The organism is Acidovorax sp. JMULE5, from assembly GCF_013376875.1.
Taxonomy (GTDB): Bacteria; Pseudomonadota; Gammaproteobacteria; order Burkholderiales; family Burkholderiaceae_C; genus Acidovorax; species Acidovorax facilis.
In genome coordinates, this window is record NZ_CP035951.1 from 1,566,413 (window position 1) to 1,591,504 (window position 25,092).

Here is a 25,092-nt window from a genome sequence, read left to right on the forward strand (position 1 = left end):
ACGAAACGACTCCGCCCCTTCACTGGGGCGGAGTCACAATCGGCCTCCATGTTTCTGCACATCCCCCACGTTCTCACCGCCGAAGAAATCGCCTTCTTCCGGCAACAGCTCTGGGCCCCCGACACCCCCTGGGTGGATGGCGCCCGCAGCGCAGGCGGCCAGGCCGTGCACCAGAAGAACAACCGGCAACTGGCCCAGGGCAGCGAGCTGTCGGCCCAGCTGCAGGGCCTGGTCAAGGCAGCGCTGCACCGCAACGCACTGTTTTTCTCAGCCGCCCTGCCACGCCGCATCTACAACCCGCTGTTCAACCACTACGGCGGTGGCGCCAACGCCTACGGCAACCATGTCGATAGCGCCGTCATGCACTCCAAGGCCGACAACGGCTGGGTGCGCAGCGACCTGTCGTGCACGCTGTTCCTCACCCCGCCCGACGAATACGAAGGCGGCGAACTCGTGGCCACCGAAGCCTGGGGCGAAAAACGCATCAAGCTGCCTGAAGGCGACATGGTTTTGTACCCCAGCAGCACCGTGCACCAGGTGTCGCCCGTCACACGCGGGCAGCGCATCAGCAGCTTCTTCTGGGTTGAGAGCATGGTGCGCGGGCTGGAGCAGCGGCAGCTGCTGTTCGACATGGACATGTCGCTGCTGCGGCTGCGCCAGAGCGTGGGCGAGACGGACCCGGCGGTCATTGCGCTCTCGGGCACGTACCACAACCTGCTGCGCATGTGGGCCGATGTGTGACCCACCTCTCCTGGCATCCAGGCTCCACGGCCCCTTGCGCCGTCGCCCCCTGTCTTGCCAGATTTACTCCTATTTTAATAGCACTTCGCGCATACTGAACGAGCGCAAGGTGCTTTTTTCATTGGTATGACTGACACCCCCGCCCGCCACAGGCTGCCGCCCGAGATCGCCAACCTGGCCGACCATGAACTGCTGGCACGCCAGCAGCTGGACGACAACGCCTGGGCCTACTTCAGCGGGGGCGCGGGCGACGAGATCACGCTGCGCGCCAACCGCAGCGCCTGGGACACTCTGCCCCTGTGGCCCCGCGTGCTGCGGCCGCTGGCGGGCGGCCACACCCGGGTGCAGCTGCTGGGGCGCACGCTGGCCCACCCCATCCTGCTGGCCCCGGTCGCCTTCCAGCGCCTGGCCCACCCCGATGGCGAACTGGCCATGGCCTACGCAGCGGCCGCACTGGGCGCGGGCGTGGTGCTCAGCACCCAGGCCAGCGTATCGCTCGAAGCCGTTGCCGATGCGGTGCAGCCCGACCTCGGGCGCGGCCCGCTGTGGTTCCAGCTGTACCAGCAGCACGACCGGGGCTTTACGCAGGCGCTGGTGCAGCGGGCCGAGGCGGCGGGCTACGAAGCCCTGGTGCTCACGGTGGATGCCCCCACCAGCGGCGTGCGCGACCGCGAGCGGCGCGCAGGCTTTCGGCTGCCACCCGGCGTGGGCCCGGTCAACCTGGCGGGCCTGCCCCCGCCACCACAACCCGACCTGCGCCCCGGCCAGAGCGCGCTGTTTGACGGCCTGCTGCACCAGGCGCCCACCTGGGACGACGTGGCCTGGCTGCAGTCCCTCACCCGCCTGCCCGTGCTGCTCAAGGGCGTGCTGCACCCGGCCGACGCGCGCCAGGCCGTGGCAGCGGGTGCGGCGGGCCTGATCGTCTCCAACCACGGCGGCCGCACGCTGGACACCACCCCTGCCACCGCCACCGCCCTGCCCCGCGTGGTGCAGGCCGTGGGCGGGGCGGTGCCCGTGCTGGTGGACGGCGGCATCCGGCGCGGCACCGACGTGCTCAAGGCCATGGCGCTGGGCGCATCGGCCGTGCTGGTGGGGCGCCCCGCCGTGTGGGGCCTGGCCAATGCCGGGGCCACAGGCGTGGCCCATGTGCTACGCCTGCTGCGCGACGAGCTCGAAGTTGCCATGGCACTCACCGGCTGCGCCACACTGGCGGACGCCACGCCTGCGCTGTTGGATGTCGGAGAAGACGCAGCCCTTCGCCCCAACCGGTGAGGGCCGCCGCCGTGGCCGCTGGCGAATAGCCTTGGGCCGGTGAGAAGTGTTGATGGCGATCAACGCCCTTCCCCCTGACGACAGGAATGATTTATTGCAAATGCGATAGATTCGTATTTATAATAAGATCACCTTCAACAGCCAGCCACACTGCCTGCCGCCATGATCGTCTGTGTTTGCCGCCGGATTTCCGACCGTGAGATTGCCCGCCACGCACGTGCAGGCATGAGCTTTGACGAAATCCAGTTTGAACTGGGCGTGGCCACCCAATGCGGGTGCTGCGAAAGCTGCGCCCGGGATGTGGTGGCGCAGTGCAGTGCATCGAGTCCGGTGGCCGCCCTGCACAATGAGGCAGCGCCGAAAGCGATCCAGCTTGCCAGCTCCATCCTGGAAAGCAAGTCATGGAACTCCTCTCTACACTCGCAGGCAGCCTGATCCTCGTCGCAGGCTCGGCCTGGTGGATCTTTCGCAAATAATCGAGGTCTTTTAGGGCGCTAGCGCTTGATTTACAAGCGCTAGCTGCTATCATTTTTATGTCTCACCCAGATCGATTTGCCACCCCCGGGGGGCTCAGCCGCAATACCGTGATCGTGGGCTCCGTCGTCGCACTGCATGTTGCGGGCCTCTGGGCCCTGCAATCGGGCCTGCTGCGCAAGGCCGCCGAAGTCATCGTGCCAGCAGAACTGCTGACCGAGTTCATCGCGCCCCCCGCTCCGCCCAAGGTCACCCCCCCGCCGCCAGCGCCACCCCCACCGCCCAAGCCCGCCCCCAAGGTGGCTCCGCGCCCCGCACCCATGCCGGTGGCCATTGCCGACCCCACCCCGGCGCCCAACGCCCCCACGGGCATCACCACACCCCAGCCACCTGCGCCGCCCATGGAGGCGCCCGTCGCCCCGCCTGCGCCTGCGCCAGCCCCCCGGCTCCGCCCGCACCGCCCAAGATCGAGCTGCCGTCGAGCGACGCCGCTTACCTGAACAACCCCAAGCCCAGCTACCCCGCCATCAGCAAACGCATGGGCGAACAGGGCAAGGTGGTGCTGCGCGTACTGATCGGCATCGATGGCACCCCGCAGAAGGTGGAAATCAACAAGTCCAGCGGCTTCGACCGCCTGGACCGGCAGGCCCAGGAGGCCGTCATGCGCTGGCGCTTCGTGCCGGGCAAACGCAACGGCGTGCCCGAGACCATGTGGAACCTGGTCCCTGTCAATTTCGTTCTCGAATAACCGCATTCACCACCCATCATCGCTTTAGGGAGTATTTTCATGGAATCGCAATTCGGCATCGCCAACGTCTGGATCCAGGGTGACTTTGTCACCCGCGCCGTCGCCATCCTGCTGCTGGCCATGTCGCTGGCATCGTGGATCGTCATCCTCATCAAGGCGCTGGACATCATCAAGTTCAAGAAACACGCCCGCGCCGCACAGGATTTCTGGCACAGCGAAGACTTTGCCGCCGGCCTGACCAAGCTGGGCGCCGACCCCACCAACCCCTTCCGCCACCTGGCGCTGGAAGGCCGCGAAGCCACCGCCCACCACCGCAACACCAAGGCCCACCTGCACGACAGCCTGGACGTGAGCGACTGGGTCACCCGCTGCCTGCGCAACTGCATTGACGAGTTCACTGCACGCCTGCAATCGGGCTTGGCCATCCTGGCCTCGGTGGGTTCCACTGCGCCGTTCATCGGCCTGTTCGGCACCGTCTGGGGCATCTACCACGCGCTGCTGGCCATTGGCACCTCGGGCCAGTCCACCATCGACAAGGTGGCCGGCCCCATCGGCGAGGCGCTGATCATGACCGCCCTGGGCCTGGCCGTGGCCATCCCCGCCGTGCTGGGCTATAACGCGCTGGTGCGTGGCAACAAGTCCATCCTGGGCGGCCTCAACAGCTTTGCGCACGACCTGCATGCCTACTTCGTGACCGGCGCCCGCGTGAATGCGCCCGGCGAGCAAGGCAAGGTCCTGCCCATGAAGAAAGGTGGCTAAGCCATGGCCTTCGGAACCCAAGACGATGCCGATGACGTGATGAACGAGATCAACATGACGCCCCTCGTGGACGTCATGCTGGTGCTGCTCATCATCTTCATCATCACCGTGCCGGTGATGAAACACTCGGTGAACGTGGACCTGCCCCGCGCCACCAACCAGCCCGAGAACATCAAACCCGAGACCGTGCGCCTGTCGGTGTCGGCCGATGGCAAGTACTTCTGGAACGAGTTCGAGGTCACGGAGGAAGAACTCTTCCCCCGCCTGCAGACCGAGGCCGCCAAGGAACCCCAGCCCGACCTGCACATCCGGGGCGACAAGAACGTGCGCTACGAGTTCGTGGCCCAGGCCATGGCCGCAGCGCAGCGGGCCGGCGTGCGCAAGATTGGGTTCGTGACCGAGCCCCAGTCCTGAGTGGGTCGGGCTTTACTGGCGCAGTGAATCCATTTCGCCCGAATCAGCACCGCCTGCAGGTCACTTTCAAGAACGTTTTTACGCCTGTGCCCGGTGCAGCAACGCTGCCCGGGCGCAGGCGTTGAAGGCCCTCAGAACCTGTTCAAAGTCTTTTCAGGGTCGCACAGGCCATAAAAACAACAAAAAGAAACACCAAACCCGCTTGACTCGTAATTGCGAATCGTTATCATTAACAAAACGCACTGCAACGCAACAGGAATACTTTTCATGCAAGCCACACTGACCGCCGCCTCGCTCTTGCGTACTGCCCCTTCAGACCTGCCCGTGCCACGCACGGATCGGGACACGCCCCACCCTGCCGACGCAGTGGCTGGCGCCGTGGACAGCAGTGCCCTGCTTCAGGGTCAGAAAGCGGTAGCGATCAGCCACAACGGCTCGGTGTATCGCCTGCAGGCCACCAAGCTGGGCAAGCTCATCCTCACCAAGTAATTGCACCAGGAACCAAGTTTCATCGTGGGGCGACTCCCGGGCTTGCAACAAGCTCGAAAGGGTCGTTTTTGCCAGCCAACGGGTTCGCCCGCGTAGCCAGGCTTTTTTTCTCCCCAGCTCTCCTCGCCCCAGGATTCATCGAACCCCATAAAAAAAAAACCGGCCAGTGGCCGGTTTTTTTATGGGAGATGCTGGTTTGCCATGAAGGCTTAAAGCATTATTGGCTGCTAGCGCTTGATGGAAAAGCGCCAGCAGCTATTAAGTCTATAGCAATCTCCAGCAACCCGCGGGTATCAAAGCCCCAGCGCTGCAATCCCGGCGCGGGCAATCTGCGCATCTTCCGTGGACTTCACACCGCTCACCCCCACGGCGCCCAGGCACTGGCCGTCCTTGAGGATCGGCACGCCGCCTTCGAGCAGGCCGTCGATGGTGGGAGCGCTCAGGAAGGATGTGCGGCCACCGTTGATCACGTCCTCGTACACCTTGCTCTCACGGCGCCCCAAAGCGGCCGTGCGCGCTTTGGACGGGGCGATGTGGGACGACACCGCTGCGGCGCCATCCAGGCGCTGCAGCCACAGCAGATGGCCGCCGTCATCGACGATGGCGATGGTCACTGCCCAGTTGTTCTTGAGGGCTTCGGCTTCGGCCGCTGCGGCGACGGCCTTGACGTCGGCCAGTTCGAGTTCGTGTTTGGTTTTCATGGTGCGATCCGAGAAATGGAAAAGTAGAGAAATAGAGAGATGAAATGGAGGCTGTGCGGGCTGCCAACGGGCCAGCCCGGCACAAGAAGCGGCAAGCATAGCGGCATCCCAACCGCCCTTCACCCCCAACCAGGGTGAAAGAACCCTTACCAAAAGTAGGTGACCGGATGCGGGTATTGCAGGGCCAAAAACCATCACCACCTAAAATTTGTCATGTCTGCGTTGTGCAGGCCAACAAGGAGAGACACAAGATGAATGACCAAGTCACCACCCTGGGCCACTCTGCGGGCTATGGCATCTCGCAGGAAGAGCGCCACAAGGTGCTTCGCAATACTTACTGGCTGCTCGCACTGAGCATGATCCCCACGGTGCTCGGCGCCTGGGTGGGCGTTGCCACAGGCATCACCCAGTCGCTGCGCGGCGGCGTGGGCCTGATCGTGTTCCTGGGCGGCGCGTTCGCTTTCATGTTCGCGATCGAAAAGACCAAGCGCTCGGCCGCTGGCGTGCCTGTGCTGCTCGCCTTCACGTTCTTCATGGGCCTCATGCTCTCGCGCCTGATCGGCATGGTGCTGGGCTTCAAGAACGGTACCGACCTCATCATGACGGCGTTTGCCGGCACCGCAGGCGTGTTCTTCGTGATGGCCAGCCTGGCCAGCGTGATCAAGCGCGATCTGTCGGGCATGGGCAAGTGGCTGATGGTGGGCGCTCTGGTGCTCATGGTCGGCGCTGTCATCAACGTGTTCGTGGGCTCCTCGGTCGGCATGATGGCGATCTCGGTGGCGGCCATCGGCATCTTCAGCGCCTACATGCTGTATGACTTGAAGCAGATCCTGGACGGCGGCGAAACCAACTACATCAGCGCTACGCTGGCTCTGTATCTGGACATCTTCAACGTGTTCCAGAGCCTGCTGGCCCTGCTGGGCATCATGGGCGGGGAGCGCGAGTAACCCGCGCACCTGCAAGCAGGTGATTTCCCTCAAAGGCTCCTTCGGGAGCCTTTTTTCTTGCGGCTTTGCACAGCCCGGGGCTCAATAGCGCGCACGGCGTGCCGATAATGCAAGTACATGTATCGCAAACCTTCCTCCACCGCACTACGGCTGCTGGCTCTTTCCAGCATCCTGCTGCTGACTGCCTGCGACAAGATTCCCGGCCTGGGCCCGGATCCGCGCGTCGCCCAGCGCGAGGAGGAAGCCAAGGCCATCGGCGGCGCCTGCCGCCACGCGCTGCGGGGCCTGGAAGACTGCTACACCTTGAACCCCAAGGCCCCCAAGGCCTCGGTGTTTGCCGGGTGGAAGGACATGGACGCCTACATGCGCGAAAACAAGATCGAAGGCGCACCGTCAGTGCTCGGCAAGGTCGAGAAACCCGAGCGCACCGAACGATCCAGTGACATCGAAACCGAGCCACGCGACCCGGCTGCCAGCCGCAATCGCAGCTAGCCCGTCCCACAATCGACACCTGAGGAGGCAGGCAGCGCCGTTGTCGGCCTACCCCCTTCGCTCAGTCGCGCTCGAACACCGCCATGCTCTCAACGTGTGCCGTGTGCGGGAACATGTTCACCATGCCCGCCGCCGTGCACCGGTAGCCTGCCAGGTGCACGAGCAGCCCGGCGTCGCGCGCCAGTGTGGCGGGGTTGCAGCTCACGTAGACGATGCGCTTCGGCGGGGCCCAGCCCTCCGCCCCCGTTGGCAGCGGGCCCGCGCCTTCGGCGCCGATGCGCGCCTGCTCGATGTCGGCAAGGGCCTTGGCCAGGGCAAACGCCCCTTCGCGGGGTGGGTCCACCAGCCATTTGTCGGCAGATCCGTCGGCCACCAGCATTTCCGGGGTCATTTCGAACAGGTTGCGCGCTACAAAATCAGTAGCTGCTAGCGCTTTATGGTCAGGCGCCACGGCCTGATTCAATGCATAGTTTTCGCGCGAACGGGCCACCAGGGCCTCGCTGCCTTCGATGCCCAGCACCTCGCGCGCCTGTGTGGCCAGTGGGAGCGTGAAATTGCCCAAACCGCAAAACCAGTCGATCACGCGTTCGTGCGGCTGCACATCCAGCAGGCGCAGCGCACGCGACACCAGCACGCGGTTGATGTGCGGGTTCACCTGGGTGAAGTCGGTGGGCTTGAACGGCATGGTGATGCCAAAGTCCGGCAGCGCATATGACAGCAGCTCGCCCCCTTCGTCCAGCAGCTTCACCGTGTCGGGCCCCTTGGGCTGCAGCCACCATTGCACGTGGTGTTCGGCCGCAAAGGCGCGCAACCGGGCGAGGTCATCCGCACTCAGCGGCTCCAGGTGCCGCAGCACCAACGCGGTTACGGTGTCGCCGCAGGCCAGTTCGATCTGGGGGCAGGTGTCGCGCGCATCCATGCCGGCAATCAGCGCGCGCAAGGGCATCAGCATGGCGTCCACATGGGGGGGCAGCACGGGGCACTGCTGCATGTCGGCCACATAGCGGCTCTTGCGTTCGTGAAAGCCGATCAGCACCTGGCCCTTCTTGATCACATGGCGCACCGACAAACGGGCGCGGTAGCGATAACCCCAGGACGGGCCTTCGATGGGCCGCAGCATGGTCTGGGCCTTGACCTTGCCCAGGTGCCAGAGGTTGTCTTCGAGCACGCGCTGCTTGACGGCAACCTGGGCGCCCACGTGCAGGTGCTGCATCTTGCAGCCACCGCAGGCACCGGCGTGCAGGCCAAAGTGCGGACAGCCGGGGCGCACACGCTGCGACGATTCGCGGTGAATCGCCACCAGGCTGGCCTGCTCCCAGTTGTTCTTTTTGCGGTGGGTGTTGGCGGTGACCAGCTCGAACGGCAGGGCACCGTCGATGAAGATCACCTTGCCGTCGGGTTTGCGGGCAACGCCCTGGGCATCCAGGTCCATGGACTGCACTTGCAGCCAGCCTTCGGGCAAGTCGCTCTGGGAATCCTGCGCGGTGGGTTCAAACGAGGGGGATAGTTCTTTCGGTTCGCTCATCCCCCGATTGTCTCAGGCCCGGGACAGCCCCCGCACGGGCCGCTGAACCGGGCGCTCAGCTGCGGTCTGCGCGGGCGGGACGACCGCCCATGCCCATGGAACCCGTAGCCCCTTGAGCAGACGCCAGGGGAAGTTTGTTGATGGGGAGGTCGCAGTTGTGGTTGTCAGGCGAGAACACCAGTGTGGAGCCCGGGGCAACCTGTGGCAGGGTCTGGTGGATCTGGTAGGACAGGTCCACCGGTGGCTGGGGGGCGCGGTACACGATGTCCTGGTCGGGGCCGTAAACCACGTAGCACGAGGCTGCAGCCGACTGGCTGAAAAAGGCCGCCGCCAGCAGGGCAGCAGTAGCGTATGGAAAGCGGATCATGGTTCTTCTCCTCAATCTGACAGGTCTGCCGGGCATTATGCGGGCTTTGGCAGGCAACGCCAATGTGGCCGCTGGAGGCTGCGGCGCGGCAGCACGAACCCCGTGGCTTTCACCGCAGATGCAGATGGTTGGTGTGTTTGACCTCTTCCATCACCGCATAGGTGCGGGTCTCGCGCACGCCGGGCAACTGCCACAGCACATTGCCCGCGAACACGCGGTAGGCGTTCATGTCGGCTGAGCGGGTTTTGAGCAGGTAGTCGAACCCGCCCGCCACCATGTGGCATTCCATGATTTCGGGGTGCACCTGCACGGCGGCCTTGAACTGGTCGAACACATTGGGCGTGGTGCGGTCGAGCAGCACCTCCACAAACACCAGCATGCCCGCGCCCAGCTTCAGGGGGTTCAGGCGCGCCTCGTAGCCCAGGATGAAGCCATCGCGCGTGAGGCGCTGCACCCGCGCCAGCACGGCCGTGGGCGACAGGGCCACCGCCTCGGCCAGCTTGAGGTTGGCAATGCGGCCGTCCTCCTGCAGGATTGACAGTATCTTGCGGTCAATCCGGTCGAGATCGGGTTCTGCTTGCATCTTGATTAGCGATTAATTCGGTGTAGAAGCCAATTTTCGACCATTTATTCACCACCAACCCAAGGATCATCGCCAATAACGCGCCCAACCAACACTTTCCCCCATGTTGGGCCCCGCCAAACCCCTGAAAGACTCCGCCATGACGCAGCCCTCCGCCCCGTTTGCAGACTTCGCGCCCCGCACACCGCTGAACAACCCGCTGCGCGCCGCCATCACCGCCGCCACCCGCCGCCCCGAGCCCGAGGCCCTGGCCCCGCTGCTGGCCCAGGCCCGCCTGCCTGCTGATCAAGCAGCGTCGGCCCAGCAACTGGCCCTGCGCATTGCCAAGGCACTGCGCGAACGCAAGGCCAGCGCCGGGCGCGCGGGCATCGTGCAAGGGTTGTTGCAGGAGTTTTCGCTGTCGTCGCAAGAAGGCGTGGCGCTGATGTGCCTGGCCGAGGCCCTGCTGCGCATCCCCGACAAGGCCACACGCGATGCGCTGATCCGCGACAAGATCAGCCACGGCCAGTGGGATGCCCACCTGGGCAAGAGCCCCTCGCTGTTCGTCAACGCCGCCACCTGGGGCCTGCTCATCACCGGCAAGCTGGTGGCCACGCACAGCGAAGGCAGCCTGGGCAACTCGCTCAGCCGCCTGATCGGCAAGGGCGGCGAGCCGCTGATCCGCAAAGGCGTGGACATGGCGATGCGCATGATGGGCGAGCAGTTTGTGACCGGCGAGACCATCGACGAAGCGCTGCGCAACGCCCGCACGATGGAGGCCGAGGGCTTTCGCTATTCGTACGACATGCTGGGTGAGGCCGCGCTGACCAGCGAAGACGCCAAGCGCTATTACGCGTCGTATGAGCAAGCCATCCACGACATTGGCAAGGCCTCTGCCGGGCGCGGCATCTATGAAGGCCCGGGCATCTCCATCAAGCTCTCGGCCCTGCACCCGCGCTACAGCCGTGCGCAATTTGGCCGCGTGTTGGACGAGCTGTACCCGCTGGTGCTGCGCCTCACAGCCCTGGCCAAGCAGTACGACATTGGACTGAACATCGACGCGGAGGAAACCGACCGCCTGGAGCTGTCGCTGGACCTGCTGGAGCGCCTGTGCCACGAACCCACCCTGGCGGGCTGGAACGGCATTGGCTTCGTCATCCAGGCCTACCAAAAGCGCTGCCCCTTCGTCATCGACTTTGTGGTGGACTTGGCCCGCCGCACCCAGCGCCGCCTGATGGTGCGCCTGGTCAAGGGCGCGTACTGGGACAGCGAAATCAAGCGCGCCCAGGTCGATGGCCTGGAGGACTACCCCGTCTACACCCGCAAGGTGCACACCGACATTTCGTACATCGCCTGCGCCAAAAAACTGCTGGCCGCGCCCGAAGCCGTGTACCCCCAGTTCGCCACCCACAACGCCGAGACGGTGGCCACCATCTACCAACTGGCGGGCAGCAACTACTACGCGGGGCAGTACGAGTTCCAGTGCCTGCACGGCATGGGCGAGCCGCTCTATGAGCAGGTGGTGGGCGCCATCACTGCGGGCAAGCTCGGCCGCCCGTGCCGCATCTACGCCCCCGTGGGCACGCACGAAACACTGTTGGCCTACTTGGTACGCCGCCTGCTCGAAAACGGCGCTAACACCTCCTTCGTGAACCGCATTGCCGACGAAACCATTGCGCTGGATGAGCTGGTAAAGAGCCCCGTGTTGGTGGTGGACCAGCAAGCCGCAGCAGAAGGTGCCGCCGGCCTGTCCCACCCCCGCATTGCCACACCCCAAGGCCTGTATGGCGCGCACCGAGCCAACTCGCGTGGGCTGGATCTTTCGAACGAAAACACGCTGACCGAACTGGCCGCCGCCCTGCAAGCCACTGCGGCCCATGCCTGGACGTCGGCTCCCTTGCTGGGCACGGATGCCCCTGCAGGTCCAAACCAGCCCGTGCGCAACCCCGCCGACCACAGCGACGTAGTGGGTAACGTGCAAGAGGCCACCGCCGCCGACGTGGACCAGGCCCTGGCCCACGCCCAGGCCGCCGCAGCCCCCTGGGCGGCCACGCCGCCTGCCCAGCGCGCCGCAGCCCTGCTGCGCACGGCCGACTTGCTGGAGGAGCGCATCCAGCCCCTCATAGGCCTGCTGATGCGCGAGGCGGGCAAAAGCGCCAGCAACGCCGTGGCCGAGGTGCGCGAAGCCGTGGACTTCCTGCGCTACTACGCCGCCCAGGTGCAAAGCACCTTCGACAACGCCACCCACGTCCCGCTGGGCCCCGTGGCCTGCATCAGCCCCTGGAACTTCCCGCTCGCCATCTTCATGGGCCAGGTGGCGGCTGCACTGGCCGCCGGCAATCCCGTGCTGGCCAAGCCGGCAGAGCAAACCCCGCTGATCGCCGCCGAAGCCGTGCGCCTGCTGTGGCAGGCCGGTGTGCCCCGCACCGCCGTGCAACTGCTCCCCGGCCAGGGCGAGACCGTGGGCGCCCGCCTGATCGGAGACGCACGCGTGATGGGTGTGATGTTCACCGGCTCCACCGAAGTGGCGCGCATACTGCAGCGCACCGTGGCCGGGCGGCTGGATGCTGCAGGCCGCCCCATCCCGTTGATTGCCGAGACGGGCGGGCAGAACGCGATGATCGTGGACTCGTCCGCGCTAGTGGAACAGGTGGTGGGTGATGCCGTGTCGTCCGCCTTTGACAGCGCAGGGCAGCGCTGCTCCGCCCTGCGCGTGTTGTGCGTGCAAGAAGAAGCCGCCGACCGCGTGGTGGAGATGCTGCAAGGCGCCATGGGCGAACTGCGCGTGGGCAACCCCGCCGAGTTGCGCGTGGACGTGGGCCCGGTGATCGACGCCGAAGCGCAAGCAGGCATCGCCCAGCACATCGAGAAATTCAAGGCCCGAGGCCACCGCGTGTTCCAGCACCCGAATCATGTTGCTGCAGTCAGCGCACAGGGCACTTTTGTGCCCCCCACGCTGATCGAGCTGAATCACATCGGCGAGCTGCAACGCGAAGTCTTCGGCCCTGTGCTGCACCTGGTGCGCTACGCCCGCAACGACCTGGACCAGTTGCTCGACCAGATCAACGCCACCGGCTACGGCCTGACGCAAGGCGTGCACACCCGCATCGACGAAACCATTGCCCGCGTGGTCAACCGCGCCCATGCGGGCAACGTGTACGTCAACCGCAACATGGTCGGCGCCGTGGTGGGCGTGCAGCCCTTTGGCGGCGAAGGCCTGTCGGGCACGGGGCCCAAGGCAGGCGGGCCGCTGTACCTGCTGCGCTTGCTGTCGCAGCGCCCGACCGACGCGCTGGCACGCACCTTTGCGGAAGCTGACCGCGCCACGCCACCCGAGGACGCCGTGCGCGAGCGCCTGCTGGCGCCTCTGGCCACCTTGCAGCAATGGGCGCAGCTCCAGGGCAATGCAGCCCTGGCCACCACCTGCCAACAGTTTGCCCAGCAAACCCAAAGCGGCACAGCCCGCACCCTGCCCGGCCCCACGGGCGAGCGCAATGTCTACACCCTGGCCCCCCGTGCCCGCGTGCTGTGCCTGGCGCAAAGTGTGGATGACCTGCTGGTGCAGACTGCGGCCGTGCTCGCCACCGGTGGCACGGCCCTGTGGCCCAACGCCCAGGCCAGCAAGCGCACGCCATTGCCCACGCTGGTGCAGGCGCAGATCCAGCTGCAGGACAACATGCTGAACGACGGCACGCTGGAGCTGGATGCCGTGCTGCACCACGGCGACGCCCCCTCGCTGCAGGCCGTGTGCACCGCCCTCGCCCGCCGCGCGGGGCCTATCGTGGGTGTGACGGCACTGCAGCCCGGTGCCACGGACATCCCGCTGGAGCGCCTTCTGATCGAGCGCGCGCTGAGCGTGAACACAGCCGCAGCTGGCGGCAACGCGAGCCTGATGACAATTGGATGAGGGCCCAGTATCGGACCATCATCCAACCTGGAGAAATTTGAATAAAACTGGCTGCTAGCGCTTATTCATCAAGCGTTAGCAGCTATTAATTTAATAGCATTCAAGATACCGATGCCAGCGGCAGATTGAGCAACAGGTTCTGCGGCTTGATGCGCACCACGCCCTCGGCGTTGGTCGCCAGCCCCAGGTACACCGGCTTGCCCGCCACATCGGCACGCATCTCGGCCGGGTTGGCAAAGGTCAGCGTGAACAGGCTCACCAGCCGCGCCATGCGCTCGCCATCCACCGGCCGATCCTGGTACAGGTCGTTGAGGATGGCGGTGGACTCCACATCCAGCCCCACATGCCAGCGCCACGCGCTGTCGGTGACCTGGTGCACGGGCTCGATGTGCACCTGCACGCCCAGCAGGTGGGCCGCCCAGCGCTCCAGCACGCGGGCCAGCGCCTTCAGGCCCGATCGGGCACGGGTCATCTTGAAGGTCAGGCCATGGCTCAGGTCCTGCGTCAGCTCATGGGTCAGGTCGAGCAGAAAGTGGTGGCGATCACTCTCCTGCCAATATTGCGCCGCATTGTCGGCCGACAGCACCTTGACCTGCGCCGTGGGCTGCAGTGCACCGCTTTGCAACAGCAGGCGCCCCACCTCGCCCAGGCCCGCTGTTTCGTTGAGCATGTCGAGCGTCGCCCGGTCGCCTGCCAGCATTTGCCCGTCTTGCAAGGTAATGCGCTGCGACCGAAACAGCATTTCGGCAGCGCGGGCTTCGAAGGCGTCGTTGCAGTTGTCCAGCAGGTTGCGCAGCAGGGCCTGCACCACGGCGTCGATGAACACGGCAGGCACGTTCACCACCCCACTGCGCATGAGTTGCAGGTAATACGCCTCCAGGGTGCCGGCGGCCAGCAGGCCATCGCGAAAACGCAGGAACACGGTGTAGTTTTCGCGGGCGTCGTCGTCCTGCACCGCTGCCAGTTCGGCCGACAAAACCACCCGTGCAGGCGATAACGCCAGAGATTCGTGCAGGGCGATCTCGGCGGCGCAGGACTCTGGCACCAGCACCAGTTCAGGCCGGGCAAGCAGCCACTGCAGGTATTCATCGGAGGGCACCAGCCAGCCGCGCACATCCCGGGCCAGCGCCTGAAAGCCACATCCGGGCCAGAAATCAGCAGCTGGCGTCATGCGAAGGACCTCTGCCCCAGGAAGAAGAACGTTGTGGCAGCGCGGTGGGAAGCGTCAAGGGTCGAACCATGGAAGACGGGAGGTGAATGCTGGGGTGAATGTGGGTGGGCAACAAGTGGCTTCACGGGAAGTTGCGACGCGGCGTTGACACAGTCCGTGAGTGTAGTTGTCGCACTCCTCACGCCTTACGCTGTGTGCGAACGCCTCTCGCTACCCATACCGCCCCATGGACGCAAAGGGGGCCACCTCCTCTCGAAAAGCACCGTTTTTCCGCTGCTTACCCCGGGATTGGCCCGATCGAATTCAGGGACTATCAAGGCAACGTCCACAGAACCCCCATCGGCCCGGTGATCCACCCGATGCCACGCCATGGACTGCCAAATCACCCGAGGAGTCGCAACATGCTCGATATTTCACAAGCCACCAACATGCTGACGTCCCTGGGCGTCTCCAGTTCCATGGCGGCCAAGGCGGCAGAGCGCACGGCCCAGAACAACGCGGGCGCGGACCCTGTCACCTTTCTCAAAGAACTGCAAACCACGCTGGAACAACTGTCTGCCGAGGCTGCACAGGGAAAAGCGACTGGCACCGGCACCGAAGGGGCCACCACGGTGGCAGCACAAACCAAACCCTACCAATCCACCGCCGCCCTCTACAGCACCAAAGATGCGGCGGACACCGGGACCACCGAGGCCGCAGTCAAGGCGCCCTTCAGCAACCTGGAAGAATTCCGCGCCTGGGAGCGTGGTCTGGGCGATACGTTTGCCGAAGACTACGAAGTGCCGGACTATGTGCGGATGACAGCGATGTCTTTGAGCGGAGGCGACCAGGAGGTGGTTGGCCGCTACATGTTCTTCAAGAACCACCCCGAGTTTGCGGCGGACTACGAAGCCATTCGCAGCGGCAAACTGTCGCAATTCCCAACGGATGGCTCGACGCTCGTCAAAAGCGACCTGACCGCAATGCCGTCGGAGACCGCCTCGTTCTACAAGAAGAACCCCGACATGCTGCTGGCGGCCGAAGGCTTCAACATGGACCCGACACTCGCCAAGATGCGCACGGACGGGACCGTCGCAACGCCTGAGGGCGTGAATCCCTCTGAATGGCTGATGAGCAATAAATGGACGGCTGATGGGGTAGTCCCCCAAGACAACCGCTTGGTTCTGGCCCAAGCGCCCTACATCGGTCTGGACGGCAAAGGTGCCGACACCTACCGGCTGACCACTTACGACTCGGCCACAAACAGCATCATCAACTTCGACGGAACCGCCTACGACCCGGTCACCGGTGAAGCCAGGGCCTGACCGCAGCCTGGCATGGGGTTTGCCGTCTTTCCAAGGCGGGGAAGACGTGGTCCGGCATGGTCTTCCTAAATGAGCCGTTTCAACCAGGGGGTACGGTGGAACACCAGCGCCACCACCAGCGCGCCCCCAAACACCAGAGCGGCCACAAGCGGCACCGTGAGCAGCGGCGCGTGGTCCTCAGGCTTGAAACCGTATTCCCTGAACGCTTCCAGCAAAATCGGGTGCACCAGATAGACGCCCAGCGTCAACGGAGCAACCCGCTGAACGCACTGCGCCCATCCCCCCGCCAACGGGCATTGTTTGAGCATCAGCATCAAGCTGATCGACATGGGAATGACGGAAAAGCTCAGGTAGCCATAGAAATACAGTCCCCTGTCCAGCCCCTGCGCGCGGCCCAGCCAATAGCAGCCCACGGCGGTGACCGCCACAGCCAACCCAAAGACCGCCATCAACACAGCCAGGGGGATTTTCCTGTCACTGGTCTGGATCAGGTAGCCGCAGAGGAAATACGGCAGGTACGGCAGAAACCAGTTGATGAAAAGGCCCGCCCCATCGCCAGAAAAGACGCGGGAAAACTCGTTCACGCCAGACAGCACAAACATCAAGGCCACAAGCCACCACAGATCGCGCCGGCTTGTGTTGCGCACCAGCGTCCTCAGGAAAGGAACGAACAGGTACAGGCACAGGATCATGTACAGAAACCACAGATGGTAGTGAGGCCACCCTCTGGCAACGCTGTGCAAGACATCCATCGCGCGCAGCTCGGCCAGGGCACCCCGGTGGTTCCAAAGAATGTAGACAGCACTCCAGAAGGCAATTGGCAGCAGGACCCGTGCCGCCCGCTTGCGGTAGAACTCGGCCACGCCCTCGGTCTTGCGCGGGTCGAGCAACAACGCGCCGCTCACCATCACGAACACCGGCACACACCAGCGCACGAGGGCGTCGTACAGATTGCCGTACCACCAACCAGGGGAACCCAACGCCGCCAGAGTGACCACGCTGCCGACCACGTGCAGGACCACCACGGCCATGATGGAGACGACCCTCGCTACATCAAGCCAGATCATTGTTTCTAGGTCTTTGGCGTGACAGTGCTTGTTTATTCCCACTCGATCGTCGCTGGCGGCTTGCTGCTCACGTCGTACGTTACGCGGTTGATGCCACGCACTTCGTTAATGATGCGGCCCGACACCTTCTTGAGCAGCGCATAGGGCAGCTCGGCCCAGTCGGCGGTCATGAAGTCGCTGGTCTGCACAGCGCGCAGGGCCACCACGTAGTCGTAGGTGCGGCCATCGCCCATCACGCCCACGCTCTTGACGGGCAGGAACACGGTGAAGGCCTGGCTGGTGAGGTCGTACCAGGTCTTGCCACTGGCTTCGTCACGGAAGTTGTGCAGCTCTTCGATAAAGATCGCGTCGGCACGGCGCAGCAGGTCGGCGTATTCCTTCTTCACCTCGCCCAGAATGCGCACGCCCAGGCCGGGGCCAGGGAAGGGGTGGCGGTAGACCATTTCAGGCGGCAGGCCCAGGGCAACGCCGAGTTCGCGCACTTCGTCCTTGAACAAATCGCGCAAGGGCTCCAGCAGCTTGAGGCCCAGTTGCTCGGGCAGACCGCCCACGTTGTGGTGGCTCTTGATGGTGACGGCCTTCTTGCTCTTGGCCCCGCCGCTCTCGATCACATCGGGGTAAATCGTGCCCTGCGCCAGGAAGGTGGCACCCTTGTGGCCCCCGTCGCCCGCCTTCAGTTTCGCGGCTTCCGCCTTGAACACGTCCACAAACAGGCCGCCGATGATCTTGCGCTTGGCTTCGGGGTCGCTCACGCCCGCCAGCTTGCCCAGGAAGAGGTCGCTCGCATCCACGCGGATCACTTTGGCGTGCAGCTTGCCGACGAACATGTCCATGACCATGTCGCCTTCGTTCAGGCGCAGCAGGCCGTGATCGACGAAGACGCAGGTCAGCTGGTCGCCAATCGCGCGGTGGATGAGCGCGGCGGCCACGGACGAATCCACACCTCCCGAGAGACCCAGGATCACTTCTTCATCACCCACCTGCTGGCGGATCTGCTCCACAGCTTCGGCGATGTGGTCACGCATCACCCAGTCGGGGCTGGTGCCGCAGATGCCGAGCACGAAACGATCCAGCAGCGCCCTGCCCTGCACGGTGTGCGTGACTTCGGGGTGGAACTGCACGGCGTAGAAGCGACGGTCTTCGTCGGCCATGCCGGCGATGGGGCAGCTGTCGGTGCTGGCCATGAGTTTGAAGCCCGGGGGCAGCTCGGTGACCTTGTCGCCGTGGCTCATCCACACGTTGAGCATGCCGTGGCCTTCAGGCGTGGTGAAGTCGGCGATGTCCTTGAGCAATGCGGTGTGGCCGCGCGCGCGCACGGCAGCAAAGCCGAACTCGCGCTTGTGGCCCATTTCGACCTTGCCGCCCAGCTGCTGCGCCATGGTCTGCATGCCGTAGCAGATGCCCAAGACGGGCAAACCCAGATCGAACACCGCTTGCGGCGCGCGGTCGGTGGTGTCTTCGGTCACGCTGGCGTGGCTGCCCGACAGGATGATGCCCTTGAGCGAACCGTCCTTGGCATAGTCGCGCACCCATTCGTCAGTCACATCGCAGGGGTGTACTTCGCAGTACACATTGGCCTCGCGCACGCGGCGGGCGATGAGCTGGGTGACTTGCGAGCCGAAATCGAGGATGAGGATTTTCTGGTGTTGCATGGTGGTGGTCCGTCAGAGGCGGGAGAGGTCGAGAAGTGGGACACCGCTGCGCCGTGCGGCAGCGGCCTGTTGGGGATCAAAGGTGGCCAGGGGCAAGCGCAGCGAGCGGGCGAGCCACAGATAGGCCGCATCAAAGGTGGGCAGGCCGGTCTCCAGTGCCACGTCGAGTACGGCTTTGTGCTGGGCAGGGGCCAGTTCGTGCAGCTCCACCCGATGGCGGATGGCTTCGAGTACGCCCCACAGGCCTTCGACGGACGTGGCGGGGATGCGCCCGCTGTTCACGCCACTGGCCAGGATGTTGTGGCACTCCCAGTGCCAGAGGTTGGGCGCCTGAGGCTCCACCTCGTCACGGCGGATCAGGGTGTACAGGCGGCGGGTGTGTTCGCTGGCCGCGTCCGGCAGCAGCCAGGCGGCGGTGACCGAGGCATCCAGCACGAAGGCGGTCATGCGTTACTCCGCCCTGTGCGGCGCAGGCTATCCACCGGCGATGGCCCTGCGGGTTGAATGCTGGCATGCAGCGCGTCCATCTGGCCCAGCTCGCGCGCAATCTGCTCGTCAGAAATCACTGGGCGGCGTCGCACGGGAAGCATACGCACCACCTCTTTGCCATGGCGTGTAATGCGCACTTCCTCGCCCTGCTCGACCAGCTCGATCAAGGCAGAGAACCTGCTTTTCGCTTCATAGATGCCGACGGACTGCATAAATAAAAAAGTCTGGCCTGAATGGTGAATTCAGACCAGACTATATCAGTCTGACCAGATTTTTTCAATCAGGCCAGACTCGGGATCTCCGAAGGTAGATCAGACCCATGCCCTGCTAACGCCCGCGATCCAGGCCAGGGCAGCCGTGCAAGGGCCGCCCCGCCGCACTGGCTGCGTCTCCCTTCCCGAATGGCGCAGCCATTAGAGAGAAGGGGGAAGGCGCGAAGCGACTCAGGGGGTCGTCCCTTAATCAGCGCGGTAGTTCGGCGCTTCCTTGGTGATCTGCACATCGTGCACATGGCTTTCGCGGATACCAGCGGTGGTGATCTCGACGAACTCAGCCTTGTTGTTCATCTCTTCGATCGTGGCGCAACCGCAGTAGCCCATGGACGCACGCACGCCGCCGGCCATCTGGTAGACGATGGAAACCATCGAGCCCTTGTAGGGCACGCGGCCTTCGATGCCTTCGGGCACGAGCTTGTCGGCATTGGGGTTGCCGGTGCTCGATTCCTGGAAGTAGCGGTCCGCACTGCCCTGCTGCATAGCGCCAATGGAGCCCATGCCACGGTAGCTCTTGTAGCTACGGCCCTGGAACAGGATGACTTCTCCGGGAGCTTCTTCAGTGCCTGCAAACATGCCGCCCATCATCACCGTGCCGGCGCCAGCGGCCAGGGCCTTGGCGATGTCGCCGCTGTAGCGGATACCGCCGTCGGCAATCAGCGGCACGCCCGTGCCCTTGAGCGCGGTAGCCACATTGTCGATGGCCATGATCTGGGGCACGCCCACACCGGCCACGATGCGGGTGGTGCAGATGGAGCCAGGGCCGATACCGACCTTGACGGCATCCGCACCCGCCTCGACCAGCGCCAGGGCCGCCGCGCCGGTGGCGATGTTGCCACCGATCACGTCGATCTGCGGGTAGTTCTGCTTGACCCAGCGCACGCGGTCGATCACGCCCTTGCTGTGGCCGTGGGCCGTATCCACCACGATGGCGTCCACACCGGCCTTGACCAGGGCTTCGACGCGTTCTTCGGTGCCCTCACCCACACCCACCGCTGCACCTACGCGCAGACGGCCCGCGGCATCGCGGGCCGCATTGGGGAAGCTGGTCTGCTTGGTGATGTCCTTCACCGTGATCAGGCCCTTGAGCTCAAAGGCGTCGTTCACGACCAGGATGCGTTCGAGCTTGTGCTTGTTGAGCAGCGCCTTGGCTTCTGCCGGCGTGGTGCCCTCTTTTTCATTGACCGTGACGAGCTTCTCGCGCGGGGTCATGATCTGGTGGACCTTGACGTCGTAACGGGTCTCGAAGCGCAGATCGCGGCCGGTGACGATACCCACCACCTTGCCGCCGTCGCACACGGGAAAGCCCGAAATGCCGAGCTGTTCGGACAACTGCAGCACCTGCAGCACCGTGTGCTCGGGCGTGATGACCACTGGATCACGCAGCACACCGGACTCGTAGCGCTTGACCTTGGCCACGTGAGCGGCCTGCTCTTGCGCCGTGAGGTTCTTGTGCACGATGCCGATGCCGCCCTCCTGGGCAATGGCAATGGCCAGACGCGCCTCGGTCACGGTGTCCATGGCGGCGGACACGAGCGGCAGGTTCAGTTGGATATTGCGGGAGAGTTTCGTCGCGAGGGACGTGTCCTTGGGCAGGACCTGGGAGTACGCTGGCACCAGCAACACATCGTCGAAGGTGAGCGCTTTTCCAAGAAGGCGCATGAGAAAGCTCCAAAAGACGGATTGTACCCGCGCCGCGTGTGGTGAAAACGCGCCCGCCCGTCTTCAACGCACTGGCGGGGGGTGAGTCACATGGATAAACTTGTCCGCATGAAAATGCACAAGCTTCTCCTGCTGGCCGTGGCCTGCACCTGGGCCATGGGCGCGGCGGCGCAATGGCAATGGATCGACAAGGACGGCCGCAAGGTCTTCAGCGACCGCCCTCCACCCCAAGATACCCCGGAAAAGAACATCCTGAAGCAGCCCGGTGGGGGGGTTCCGCGTTCAGCACCCGCTCCAGTGGCAGCCGCGCCAGTGGAAGGAACCCCTGCGGCCACAACCACCGCTGCCGCCTCGGCCACCAAGCCTGCCGCCAGCGCGCCGGGTACCGGCAAGGACAAAGCCCTGGAAGAGAAAAAAGCCCAGGCAGAAGCGGCCGAAGCGGCCAAGAAAAAAGCAGACGAAGAAAAGCTGGCCAAGGCCAAGGCAGACAACTGCACGCGTGCGCGCCAGGCCAAGGCGGCGTTTGATTCGGGCAGACCCATCACCCAGTCCAATGCCCAGGGAGAGCGCATCTTCCTCGACGAAGCTGGCCGGGCGGCGGAATCCAAACGCCTCGACGGCATCATTGCCACCGACTGCAAGCGCTAACCCAAGGCGACCTCAGTAGCCCGACTTACCCCCGGGCCGCTGGCGTGCAAACAGCCCCGTGGTCCGCGCGCCCTGCCGTGCAAAACGTTCACGGCGGGCCACCTTGGGGTCCACTTTCAGTGGGCGGTAGACCTCCACACGGTCCAGATGTCTGATTGCGGCGTCAGGCAACACTGCACGACCCCAGATGCCCAGGGTCGGCCGGTCTGCACTGCCCTGCGGCCCCAATGCGCCATCCGCCCCACACGCCCGCAACGCATCAGCCACGGTGGCACCTTCGGGCAGCTGAAGTACCCATTCCTGCGTTTTGCGAGGAGCAATACAGACCACCACCGTGACCTGCACAGTGCTCCCCGGCACCCGCTCAGCCATACACCTGCTCCGCACGCTTCACAAAGGCATCGACCATGCTGCCAGCGATGCGGTCAAACACCGGGCCTACGAGCGCCGCGAGCGTGGCACTGTCAAAACCGTAGTTCAGCAGCAACTCCACCTTGCATGCGCGCTGCGAACCGTCGCCCACCGGGTGGAAGTGCCAATCGCCATCCAGGCGCGAGAACGGCCCTTTGATGAGATGCATCTGCACGCGCCGACCTGCCTCGTGGGTATTGCGCGTCACAAAGGTCTGGCGGATGCCGCTGAACGCAATGCCCACTTCGGCGGTCATGCCGTCCTCGGTCTGCTCAAGCACGCCCGCGTGATCGCACCACGGCAGAAACTGGGGGTAGTGTTCCACCCCGGTGACCAGGGCAAACATTTCTTCGGGGCTGTACCAAATGAGGACGGACTTGTGAACGGTTTTCATGCAGACTGTGCCTGGCATCGGTGTGCGCCAAGCGGAGGAAATTAGAATCGCTGCCAGCGACACCCACACATTGTAGGGAGGCCTTTTAACTCCCGGTTTGTGCCGCATCTACCTCTTCATGGCCAAAAAACCCGATCCTACGTCCCGCATTGCCGACAACAAGAAAGCGGCCTACAACTATTTCTTCGAGGAACGCCACGAGGCGGGCATGGTGCTGCACGGCTGGGAGGTCAAGGCCCTGCGCGAGGGCAAGGTGCAGCTGACCGATGGCTACGTGCTGATCCGCGATGGCGAGCTGTATCTGCTCGGCTGCCTGATTCATGCGCTCAAGACCGCCTCCACCCACGTCAACCCCGAATCGGCGCGCACCAAGAAACTACTGCTCAAGAAAGACGACATCAAGCGCCTGATCGGCAAGGTCGAGCAAAAGGGCTACACGCTGGTGCCGCTCAATCTGCACTGGAAAAACGGCTTTGTGAAATGCGAAATTGCCCTGGCCAAGGGCAAGGCTGAGCATGACAAGCGCGACACCATCAAGGACCGAGAAGGCAAGCGCGAGGTGGAGCGCGCCATGAAAAGTCGCAGCCGCTGAGGCATGCGTGCGATGCGGTCTGCGCTCACCCCGCCCAGCCCTTGAGATTTTTTTTGCGACGCCGTGGAATAAACCGCTGCGCCCATGTGTTTGTCCCGGTGCAAGGCAGCATTCGCCTCCGCCTGCACCACACCCTGGAGAAACCCATGAAAAAACTGATCTCGATGGCCGCCTTCGTCGCAGCAGCCGCACTGGCCGGCTGCGCCACCATGAACGACTCTCCCGTGAAGACCATGGACGGCGTACTGGTCGGAGCGGGCGGCATGACGCTGTACACGTTCGACCGCGACGCAGCAGGCAGTGGCAAGTCGGTGTGCAACGGCCCCTGCGCCACCAACTGGCCACCACTCATGGTCAGCAAGGCACCCGGTGGCGACTACAGCGTCATCACCCGTGACGATGGCAAGACCCAACTGGCCTACAAGGGCAAGCCGCTCTACTACTGGATCAAGGACACCAAGCCCGGCGACAAAACTGGCGACGGCGTGAACCAGGTCTGGCGCACCGCACGGCCCTGAGACCCCTTCAACGCCGCACAGGCCCCGCACGGCATGAACCGCACCCAGGTCATCGAACAACTGCCCGGCCTGCGCCGGTACGCGCGGGTGCTCACAGGCGATGCCTGGGCGGCCGATGATCTGGTGCAGGACACGCTGGAGCGCGCCTGCAGCAAGTGGCTGCTGTGGCGCACGGGCAGCGACCTGCGCGCGTGGCTGTTCACTCTGATGCACAACCTGTACCTCAACCAACGCCGTGCGCTGCCCGCGCTGGCGCAGGTGGACATCGACGACATTCACGACCAGTTGCCGGGTGCCCGCGCTCCCTCGGATGACGCCCTGGATCTGGAGCGCTGTCTGCAGCGCCTGCCCGCCGACCAGCGGGCCGTGCTGCTGCTGGTGGCCATGGAGGACATGACCTACGAGGACACCGCGCGCATTCTGGGCATTCCGGCAGGCACCGTGATGTCACGCCTGTCCCGCGCCCGCACGCGCCTGCGCGCGCTGATGGACCGAGAGCACGCGCCCAGCCCTATACCGGCCGCCCACGCAGACGCACCCGCAGCAGGCGCAGTGCCTGTGCTGCGTCGCCTCAAATAAAAAAGAGCCATGACCCGTCCCCCCACCATGGACCCGATCCACCCGCCCCCCCCACCCACGCGCCGGCGAAAGCAGCACCTGGCACGCCCTCGTGGACGGCCAGTTGCCGCCCGCGCAGGCGCAGGCGCTGCGCGAGCAATTGCAGGATGATCAGGAAGCGCAGGCCACGCTGGCGCACTGGCAGGCACAGCGAGAGCAGCTACACGCCCTGCACCAGGACCTGCTCCACGCCCCCGTGCCCGATGCGCTGATGTCCGCAGCATTGCGGGCCACGGACCGCCGGGAGCAGCAGGCACAGTGGTGGCGCTGGGGTGGCTTGGCCGCCTCGGTGTTGCTGGCCTTTGTGCTGGGGTGGACGGGACGCGGCCAGTGGCCCGCCGTGGCACCCGGCAAAACGCTGGCGATGGGCAACGGCACCACGCTGCTGGCGGCCGAACCGGCACAACGCTTCGCCCAGCAAGCCGCAGTCGCCCACGCGGTGTACCAGCCCGAAGTCCGCCACCCCGTGGAAGTCACAGCCGCCCAGCAAGACCACCTGGTGCAATGGCTGTCCAAGCGGCTTGACCGCCCGCTCAAGGTCCCCGCGCTAAGCGCGCAGGGTTATGAACTTGTGGGCGGTCGGTTGTTGCCTGGCGACACCGGGGTGCGCGCACAGTTCATGTACCAGAACAGCGCAGGCCAGCGGATCACGCTGTACCTGGGCGCCTTGGCTGCGGCCTCCACCAGCCCTGGCCCTGCCCGCGACAACACGCCCCGTCCACAGCCACCGACCACCGCAAGCACGACCGCATTCCAGTTCACGCAAGATGGCCCGGTGCCAGGCTTTTACTGGACGGACGCGGGCTTTGGCTACGCCTTGAGCGGGCAGCTGTCGCGCACCGAGCTGCTGAGCTTGGCGACAGCGGCGTACCAGCAGCTGAACCCCTGACGCGCCG

At 64.6% G+C, this 25,092-nt stretch carries 27 protein-coding genes and 1 pseudogene; 16 read left to right on the forward strand and 12 right to left on the reverse strand.

The genetic code is table 11. The features are described from left to right. Window positions 1–48 precede the first annotated feature (48 nt). From EXV95_RS07055 to hemP, 7 genes and pseudogenes are all read left to right on the forward strand, one after another. Window positions 49–741 (forward strand): Fe2+-dependent dioxygenase, encoded by a 693-nt coding sequence (locus EXV95_RS07055; protein WP_176886326.1) that lies wholly within the window; start codon window positions 49–51, stop codon window positions 739–741. Between the two features lie 126 nt (window positions 742–867). Further along, window positions 868–2,013 (forward strand): alpha-hydroxy acid oxidase, encoded by a 1,146-nt coding sequence (locus EXV95_RS07060; RefSeq protein WP_176886327.1) that lies wholly within the window; start codon window positions 868–870, stop codon window positions 2,011–2,013. Window positions 2,014–2,175: 162 nt separating this feature from the next. After that, window positions 2,176–2,448 (forward strand): bacterioferritin-associated ferredoxin, encoded by a 273-nt coding sequence (locus EXV95_RS07065; RefSeq protein ID WP_176886328.1) that lies wholly within the window; start codon window positions 2,176–2,178, stop codon window positions 2,446–2,448. A 98-nt stretch (window positions 2,449–2,546) separates the two neighbouring features. Continuing rightward, window positions 2,547–3,235: pseudogene (locus tag EXV95_RS07070) on the forward strand (energy transducer TonB). Between the two features lie 39 nt (window positions 3,236–3,274). Continuing rightward, the gene (locus tag EXV95_RS07075; RefSeq protein ID WP_055398135.1) at window positions 3,275–3,994 is read left to right on the forward strand and encodes a MotA/TolQ/ExbB proton channel family protein; all 720 of its coding nucleotides are present in this window, start codon (window positions 3,275–3,277) and stop codon (window positions 3,992–3,994) included. 3 nt (window positions 3,995–3,997) lie between these two features. After that, window positions 3,998–4,408 carry a biopolymer transporter ExbD gene (locus EXV95_RS07080; protein WP_055398136.1) on the forward strand — a complete coding sequence of 137 codons (411 nt, stop codon included), beginning with the start codon at window positions 3,998–4,000 and terminating at the stop codon, window positions 4,406–4,408. A 267-nt stretch (window positions 4,409–4,675) separates the two neighbouring features. Further along, on the forward strand, window positions 4,676–4,897 hold the full coding sequence (hemP, locus tag EXV95_RS07085; RefSeq protein ID WP_055398137.1) for a hemin uptake protein HemP: 222 nt from the start codon (window positions 4,676–4,678) through the stop codon (window positions 4,895–4,897). A 293-nt stretch (window positions 4,898–5,190) separates the two neighbouring features. Here the strand turns inward: hemP and EXV95_RS07090 are convergent, their stop codons facing one another. Further along, on the reverse strand, window positions 5,191–5,598 hold the full coding sequence (locus tag EXV95_RS07090) for a heme-binding protein (protein ID WP_121420472.1): 408 nt from the start codon (window positions 5,596–5,598) through the stop codon (window positions 5,191–5,193). Between the two features lie 251 nt (window positions 5,599–5,849). Between EXV95_RS07090 and EXV95_RS07095 the strand changes: the two genes are divergently transcribed. After that, window positions 5,850–6,545: a Bax inhibitor-1/YccA family protein gene (locus tag EXV95_RS07095; RefSeq protein ID WP_055398139.1), complete on the forward strand. Its 696-nt coding sequence runs from the start codon at window positions 5,850–5,852 to the stop codon at window positions 6,543–6,545. 117 nt (window positions 6,546–6,662) lie between these two features. Next, on the forward strand, window positions 6,663–7,037 hold the full coding sequence (locus EXV95_RS07100; protein WP_055398140.1) for a hypothetical protein: 375 nt from the start codon (window positions 6,663–6,665) through the stop codon (window positions 7,035–7,037). Between the two features lie 61 nt (window positions 7,038–7,098). Here the strand turns inward: EXV95_RS07100 and rlmD are convergent, their stop codons facing one another. The 3 genes from rlmD to EXV95_RS07115 form a co-directional block, all read right to left on the reverse strand. Next, window positions 7,099–8,562: a 23S rRNA (uracil(1939)-C(5))-methyltransferase RlmD gene (rlmD, locus tag EXV95_RS07105; protein ID WP_176886329.1), complete on the reverse strand. Its 1,464-nt coding sequence runs from the start codon at window positions 8,560–8,562 to the stop codon at window positions 7,099–7,101. Window positions 8,563–8,617: 55 nt separating this feature from the next. Then, window positions 8,618–8,929 carry a hypothetical protein gene (locus EXV95_RS07110; RefSeq protein ID WP_055398142.1) on the reverse strand — a complete coding sequence of 104 codons (312 nt, stop codon included), beginning with the start codon at window positions 8,927–8,929 and terminating at the stop codon, window positions 8,618–8,620. A 109-nt stretch (window positions 8,930–9,038) separates the two neighbouring features. Then, window positions 9,039–9,512 (reverse strand): Lrp/AsnC ligand binding domain-containing protein, encoded by a 474-nt coding sequence (locus EXV95_RS07115; RefSeq protein ID WP_121506038.1) that lies wholly within the window; start codon window positions 9,510–9,512, stop codon window positions 9,039–9,041. A 139-nt stretch (window positions 9,513–9,651) separates the two neighbouring features. Here EXV95_RS07115 and putA point away from each other — a divergent pair, with 139 nt between their 5' ends. Next, complete coding sequence (gene putA, locus EXV95_RS07120; RefSeq protein WP_176886330.1) at window positions 9,652–13,398, forward strand: trifunctional transcriptional regulator/proline dehydrogenase/L-glutamate gamma-semialdehyde dehydrogenase; 3,747 nt, start codon at window positions 9,652–9,654, stop codon at window positions 13,396–13,398. A gap of 100 nt (window positions 13,399–13,498) precedes the next feature. Here putA and EXV95_RS07125 read toward each other — a convergent pair whose 3' ends face one another. Further along, window positions 13,499–14,569: a DUF6352 family protein gene (locus EXV95_RS07125; RefSeq protein ID WP_176886331.1), complete on the reverse strand. Its 1,071-nt coding sequence runs from the start codon at window positions 14,567–14,569 to the stop codon at window positions 13,499–13,501. Window positions 14,570–14,970: 401 nt separating this feature from the next. On the opposite strand from EXV95_RS07125, the gene EXV95_RS07130 reads away from it, so the two are divergent. Beyond that, entirely contained in the window at window positions 14,971–15,873 is a 903-nt protein-coding gene (locus tag EXV95_RS07130; RefSeq protein ID WP_176886332.1) for a hypothetical protein, read from the forward strand. A 65-nt stretch (window positions 15,874–15,938) separates the two neighbouring features. On the opposite strand, the gene EXV95_RS07135 is transcribed toward EXV95_RS07130, so the two are convergent. The 5 genes from EXV95_RS07135 to guaB form a co-directional block, all read right to left on the reverse strand. Continuing rightward, a complete protein-coding gene (locus tag EXV95_RS07135; RefSeq protein WP_176886333.1) occupies window positions 15,939–16,940 on the reverse strand; it encodes an acyltransferase in 1,002 nt (333 codons plus the stop codon). A 32-nt stretch (window positions 16,941–16,972) separates the two neighbouring features. After that, window positions 16,973–18,592 (reverse strand): glutamine-hydrolyzing GMP synthase, encoded by a 1,620-nt coding sequence (gene guaA, locus EXV95_RS07140; protein WP_176886334.1) that lies wholly within the window; start codon window positions 18,590–18,592, stop codon window positions 16,973–16,975. A 12-nt stretch (window positions 18,593–18,604) separates the two neighbouring features. Continuing rightward, a complete protein-coding gene (locus EXV95_RS07145) occupies window positions 18,605–19,039 on the reverse strand; it encodes a type II toxin-antitoxin system VapC family toxin (protein WP_176886335.1) in 435 nt (144 codons plus the stop codon). After that, window positions 19,036–19,293: a type II toxin-antitoxin system Phd/YefM family antitoxin gene (locus tag EXV95_RS07150; RefSeq protein WP_176886336.1), complete on the reverse strand. Its 258-nt coding sequence runs from the start codon at window positions 19,291–19,293 to the stop codon at window positions 19,036–19,038. The genes EXV95_RS07145 and EXV95_RS07150 overlap by 4 nt, the downstream gene beginning before the upstream one ends. 246 nt (window positions 19,294–19,539) lie before the next feature. Then, window positions 19,540–21,015 (reverse strand): IMP dehydrogenase, encoded by a 1,476-nt coding sequence (guaB, locus tag EXV95_RS07155; protein ID WP_176886337.1) that lies wholly within the window; start codon window positions 21,013–21,015, stop codon window positions 19,540–19,542. A gap of 108 nt (window positions 21,016–21,123) precedes the next feature. Between guaB and EXV95_RS07160 the strand changes: the two genes are divergently transcribed. After that, the gene (locus EXV95_RS07160; RefSeq protein WP_176886338.1) at window positions 21,124–21,663 is read left to right on the forward strand and encodes a DUF4124 domain-containing protein; all 540 of its coding nucleotides are present in this window, start codon (window positions 21,124–21,126) and stop codon (window positions 21,661–21,663) included. Window positions 21,664–21,675: 12 nt separating this feature from the next. On the opposite strand, the gene EXV95_RS07165 is transcribed toward EXV95_RS07160, so the two are convergent. Continuing rightward, window positions 21,676–22,035, reverse strand: coding sequence for an RnfH family protein (locus tag EXV95_RS07165; protein ID WP_055398152.1), 360 nt, complete (start codon window positions 22,033–22,035; stop codon window positions 21,676–21,678). Next, entirely contained in the window at window positions 22,028–22,468 is a 441-nt protein-coding gene (locus EXV95_RS07170; RefSeq protein ID WP_121420481.1) for a type II toxin-antitoxin system RatA family toxin, read from the reverse strand. Before EXV95_RS07170 ends, EXV95_RS07165 begins: the two co-directional genes overlap by 8 nt. Window positions 22,469–22,586: 118 nt before the next feature. Here EXV95_RS07170 and smpB point away from each other — a divergent pair, with 118 nt between their 5' ends. From smpB to EXV95_RS07190, 4 genes are all read left to right on the forward strand, one after another. Beyond that, window positions 22,587–23,060, forward strand: coding sequence for an SsrA-binding protein SmpB (smpB, locus tag EXV95_RS07175; RefSeq protein ID WP_055398252.1), 474 nt, complete (start codon window positions 22,587–22,589; stop codon window positions 23,058–23,060). A gap of 146 nt (window positions 23,061–23,206) precedes the next feature. Beyond that, a complete protein-coding gene (locus EXV95_RS07180; RefSeq protein WP_176886339.1) occupies window positions 23,207–23,578 on the forward strand; it encodes a hypothetical protein in 372 nt (123 codons plus the stop codon). A gap of 33 nt (window positions 23,579–23,611) precedes the next feature. Beyond that, window positions 23,612–24,157 (forward strand): RNA polymerase sigma factor, encoded by a 546-nt coding sequence (locus EXV95_RS07185; RefSeq protein WP_176886340.1) that lies wholly within the window; start codon window positions 23,612–23,614, stop codon window positions 24,155–24,157. Between the two features lie 91 nt (window positions 24,158–24,248). Then, window positions 24,249–25,085, forward strand: a complete 837-nt coding sequence (locus tag EXV95_RS07190) for an anti-sigma factor (RefSeq protein ID WP_255484944.1) — start codon at window positions 24,249–24,251, stop codon at window positions 25,083–25,085. Window positions 25,086–25,092 lie beyond the last annotated feature (7 nt).

Bases quoted from the DNA above. Each gene is read 5' to 3' on its own strand.
- EXV95_RS07055 (WP_176886326.1), top strand. From the start codon at position 49: ATGTTTCTGCACATCCCCCACGTTCTCACCGCCGAAGAAATCGCCTTC.
- EXV95_RS07060 (WP_176886327.1), top strand. From the start codon at position 868: ATGACTGACACCCCCGCCCGCCACAGGCTGCCGCCCGAGATCGCCAAC.
- EXV95_RS07065 (WP_176886328.1), top strand. From the start codon at position 2,176: ATGATCGTCTGTGTTTGCCGCCGGATTTCCGACCGTGAGATTGCCCGC.
- EXV95_RS07075 (WP_055398135.1), top strand. From the start codon at position 3,275: ATGGAATCGCAATTCGGCATCGCCAACGTCTGGATCCAGGGTGACTTT.
- EXV95_RS07080 (WP_055398136.1), top strand. From the start codon at position 3,998: ATGGCCTTCGGAACCCAAGACGATGCCGATGACGTGATGAACGAGATC.
- hemP (WP_055398137.1), top strand. From the start codon at position 4,676: ATGCAAGCCACACTGACCGCCGCCTCGCTCTTGCGTACTGCCCCTTCA.
- EXV95_RS07090 (WP_121420472.1), bottom strand. From the start codon at position 5,598: ATGAAAACCAAACACGAACTCGAACTGGCCGACGTCAAGGCCGTCGCC.
- EXV95_RS07095 (WP_055398139.1), top strand. From the start codon at position 5,850: ATGAATGACCAAGTCACCACCCTGGGCCACTCTGCGGGCTATGGCATC.
- EXV95_RS07100 (WP_055398140.1), top strand. From the start codon at position 6,663: ATGTATCGCAAACCTTCCTCCACCGCACTACGGCTGCTGGCTCTTTCC.
- rlmD (WP_176886329.1), bottom strand. From the start codon at position 8,562: ATGAGCGAACCGAAAGAACTATCCCCCTCGTTTGAACCCACCGCGCAG.
- EXV95_RS07110 (WP_055398142.1), bottom strand. From the start codon at position 8,929: ATGATCCGCTTTCCATACGCTACTGCTGCCCTGCTGGCGGCGGCCTTT.
- EXV95_RS07115 (WP_121506038.1), bottom strand. From the start codon at position 9,512: ATGCAAGCAGAACCCGATCTCGACCGGATTGACCGCAAGATACTGTCA.
- putA (WP_176886330.1), top strand. From the start codon at position 9,652: ATGACGCAGCCCTCCGCCCCGTTTGCAGACTTCGCGCCCCGCACACCG.
- EXV95_RS07125 (WP_176886331.1), bottom strand. From the start codon at position 14,569: ATGACGCCAGCTGCTGATTTCTGGCCCGGATGTGGCTTTCAGGCGCTG.
- EXV95_RS07130 (WP_176886332.1), top strand. From the start codon at position 14,971: ATGCTCGATATTTCACAAGCCACCAACATGCTGACGTCCCTGGGCGTC.
- EXV95_RS07135 (WP_176886333.1), bottom strand. From the start codon at position 16,940: ATGATCTGGCTTGATGTAGCGAGGGTCGTCTCCATCATGGCCGTGGTG.
- guaA (WP_176886334.1), bottom strand. From the start codon at position 18,592: ATGCAACACCAGAAAATCCTCATCCTCGATTTCGGCTCGCAAGTCACC.
- EXV95_RS07145 (WP_176886335.1), bottom strand. From the start codon at position 19,039: ATGACCGCCTTCGTGCTGGATGCCTCGGTCACCGCCGCCTGGCTGCTG.
- EXV95_RS07150 (WP_176886336.1), bottom strand. From the start codon at position 19,293: ATGCAGTCCGTCGGCATCTATGAAGCGAAAAGCAGGTTCTCTGCCTTG.
- guaB (WP_176886337.1), bottom strand. From the start codon at position 21,015: ATGCGCCTTCTTGGAAAAGCGCTCACCTTCGACGATGTGTTGCTGGTG.
- EXV95_RS07160 (WP_176886338.1), top strand. From the start codon at position 21,124: ATGAAAATGCACAAGCTTCTCCTGCTGGCCGTGGCCTGCACCTGGGCC.
- EXV95_RS07165 (WP_055398152.1), bottom strand. From the start codon at position 22,035: ATGGCTGAGCGGGTGCCGGGGAGCACTGTGCAGGTCACGGTGGTGGTC.
- EXV95_RS07170 (WP_121420481.1), bottom strand. From the start codon at position 22,468: ATGAAAACCGTTCACAAGTCCGTCCTCATTTGGTACAGCCCCGAAGAA.
- smpB (WP_055398252.1), top strand. From the start codon at position 22,587: ATGGCCAAAAAACCCGATCCTACGTCCCGCATTGCCGACAACAAGAAA.
- EXV95_RS07180 (WP_176886339.1), top strand. From the start codon at position 23,207: ATGAAAAAACTGATCTCGATGGCCGCCTTCGTCGCAGCAGCCGCACTG.
- EXV95_RS07185 (WP_176886340.1), top strand. From the start codon at position 23,612: ATGAACCGCACCCAGGTCATCGAACAACTGCCCGGCCTGCGCCGGTAC.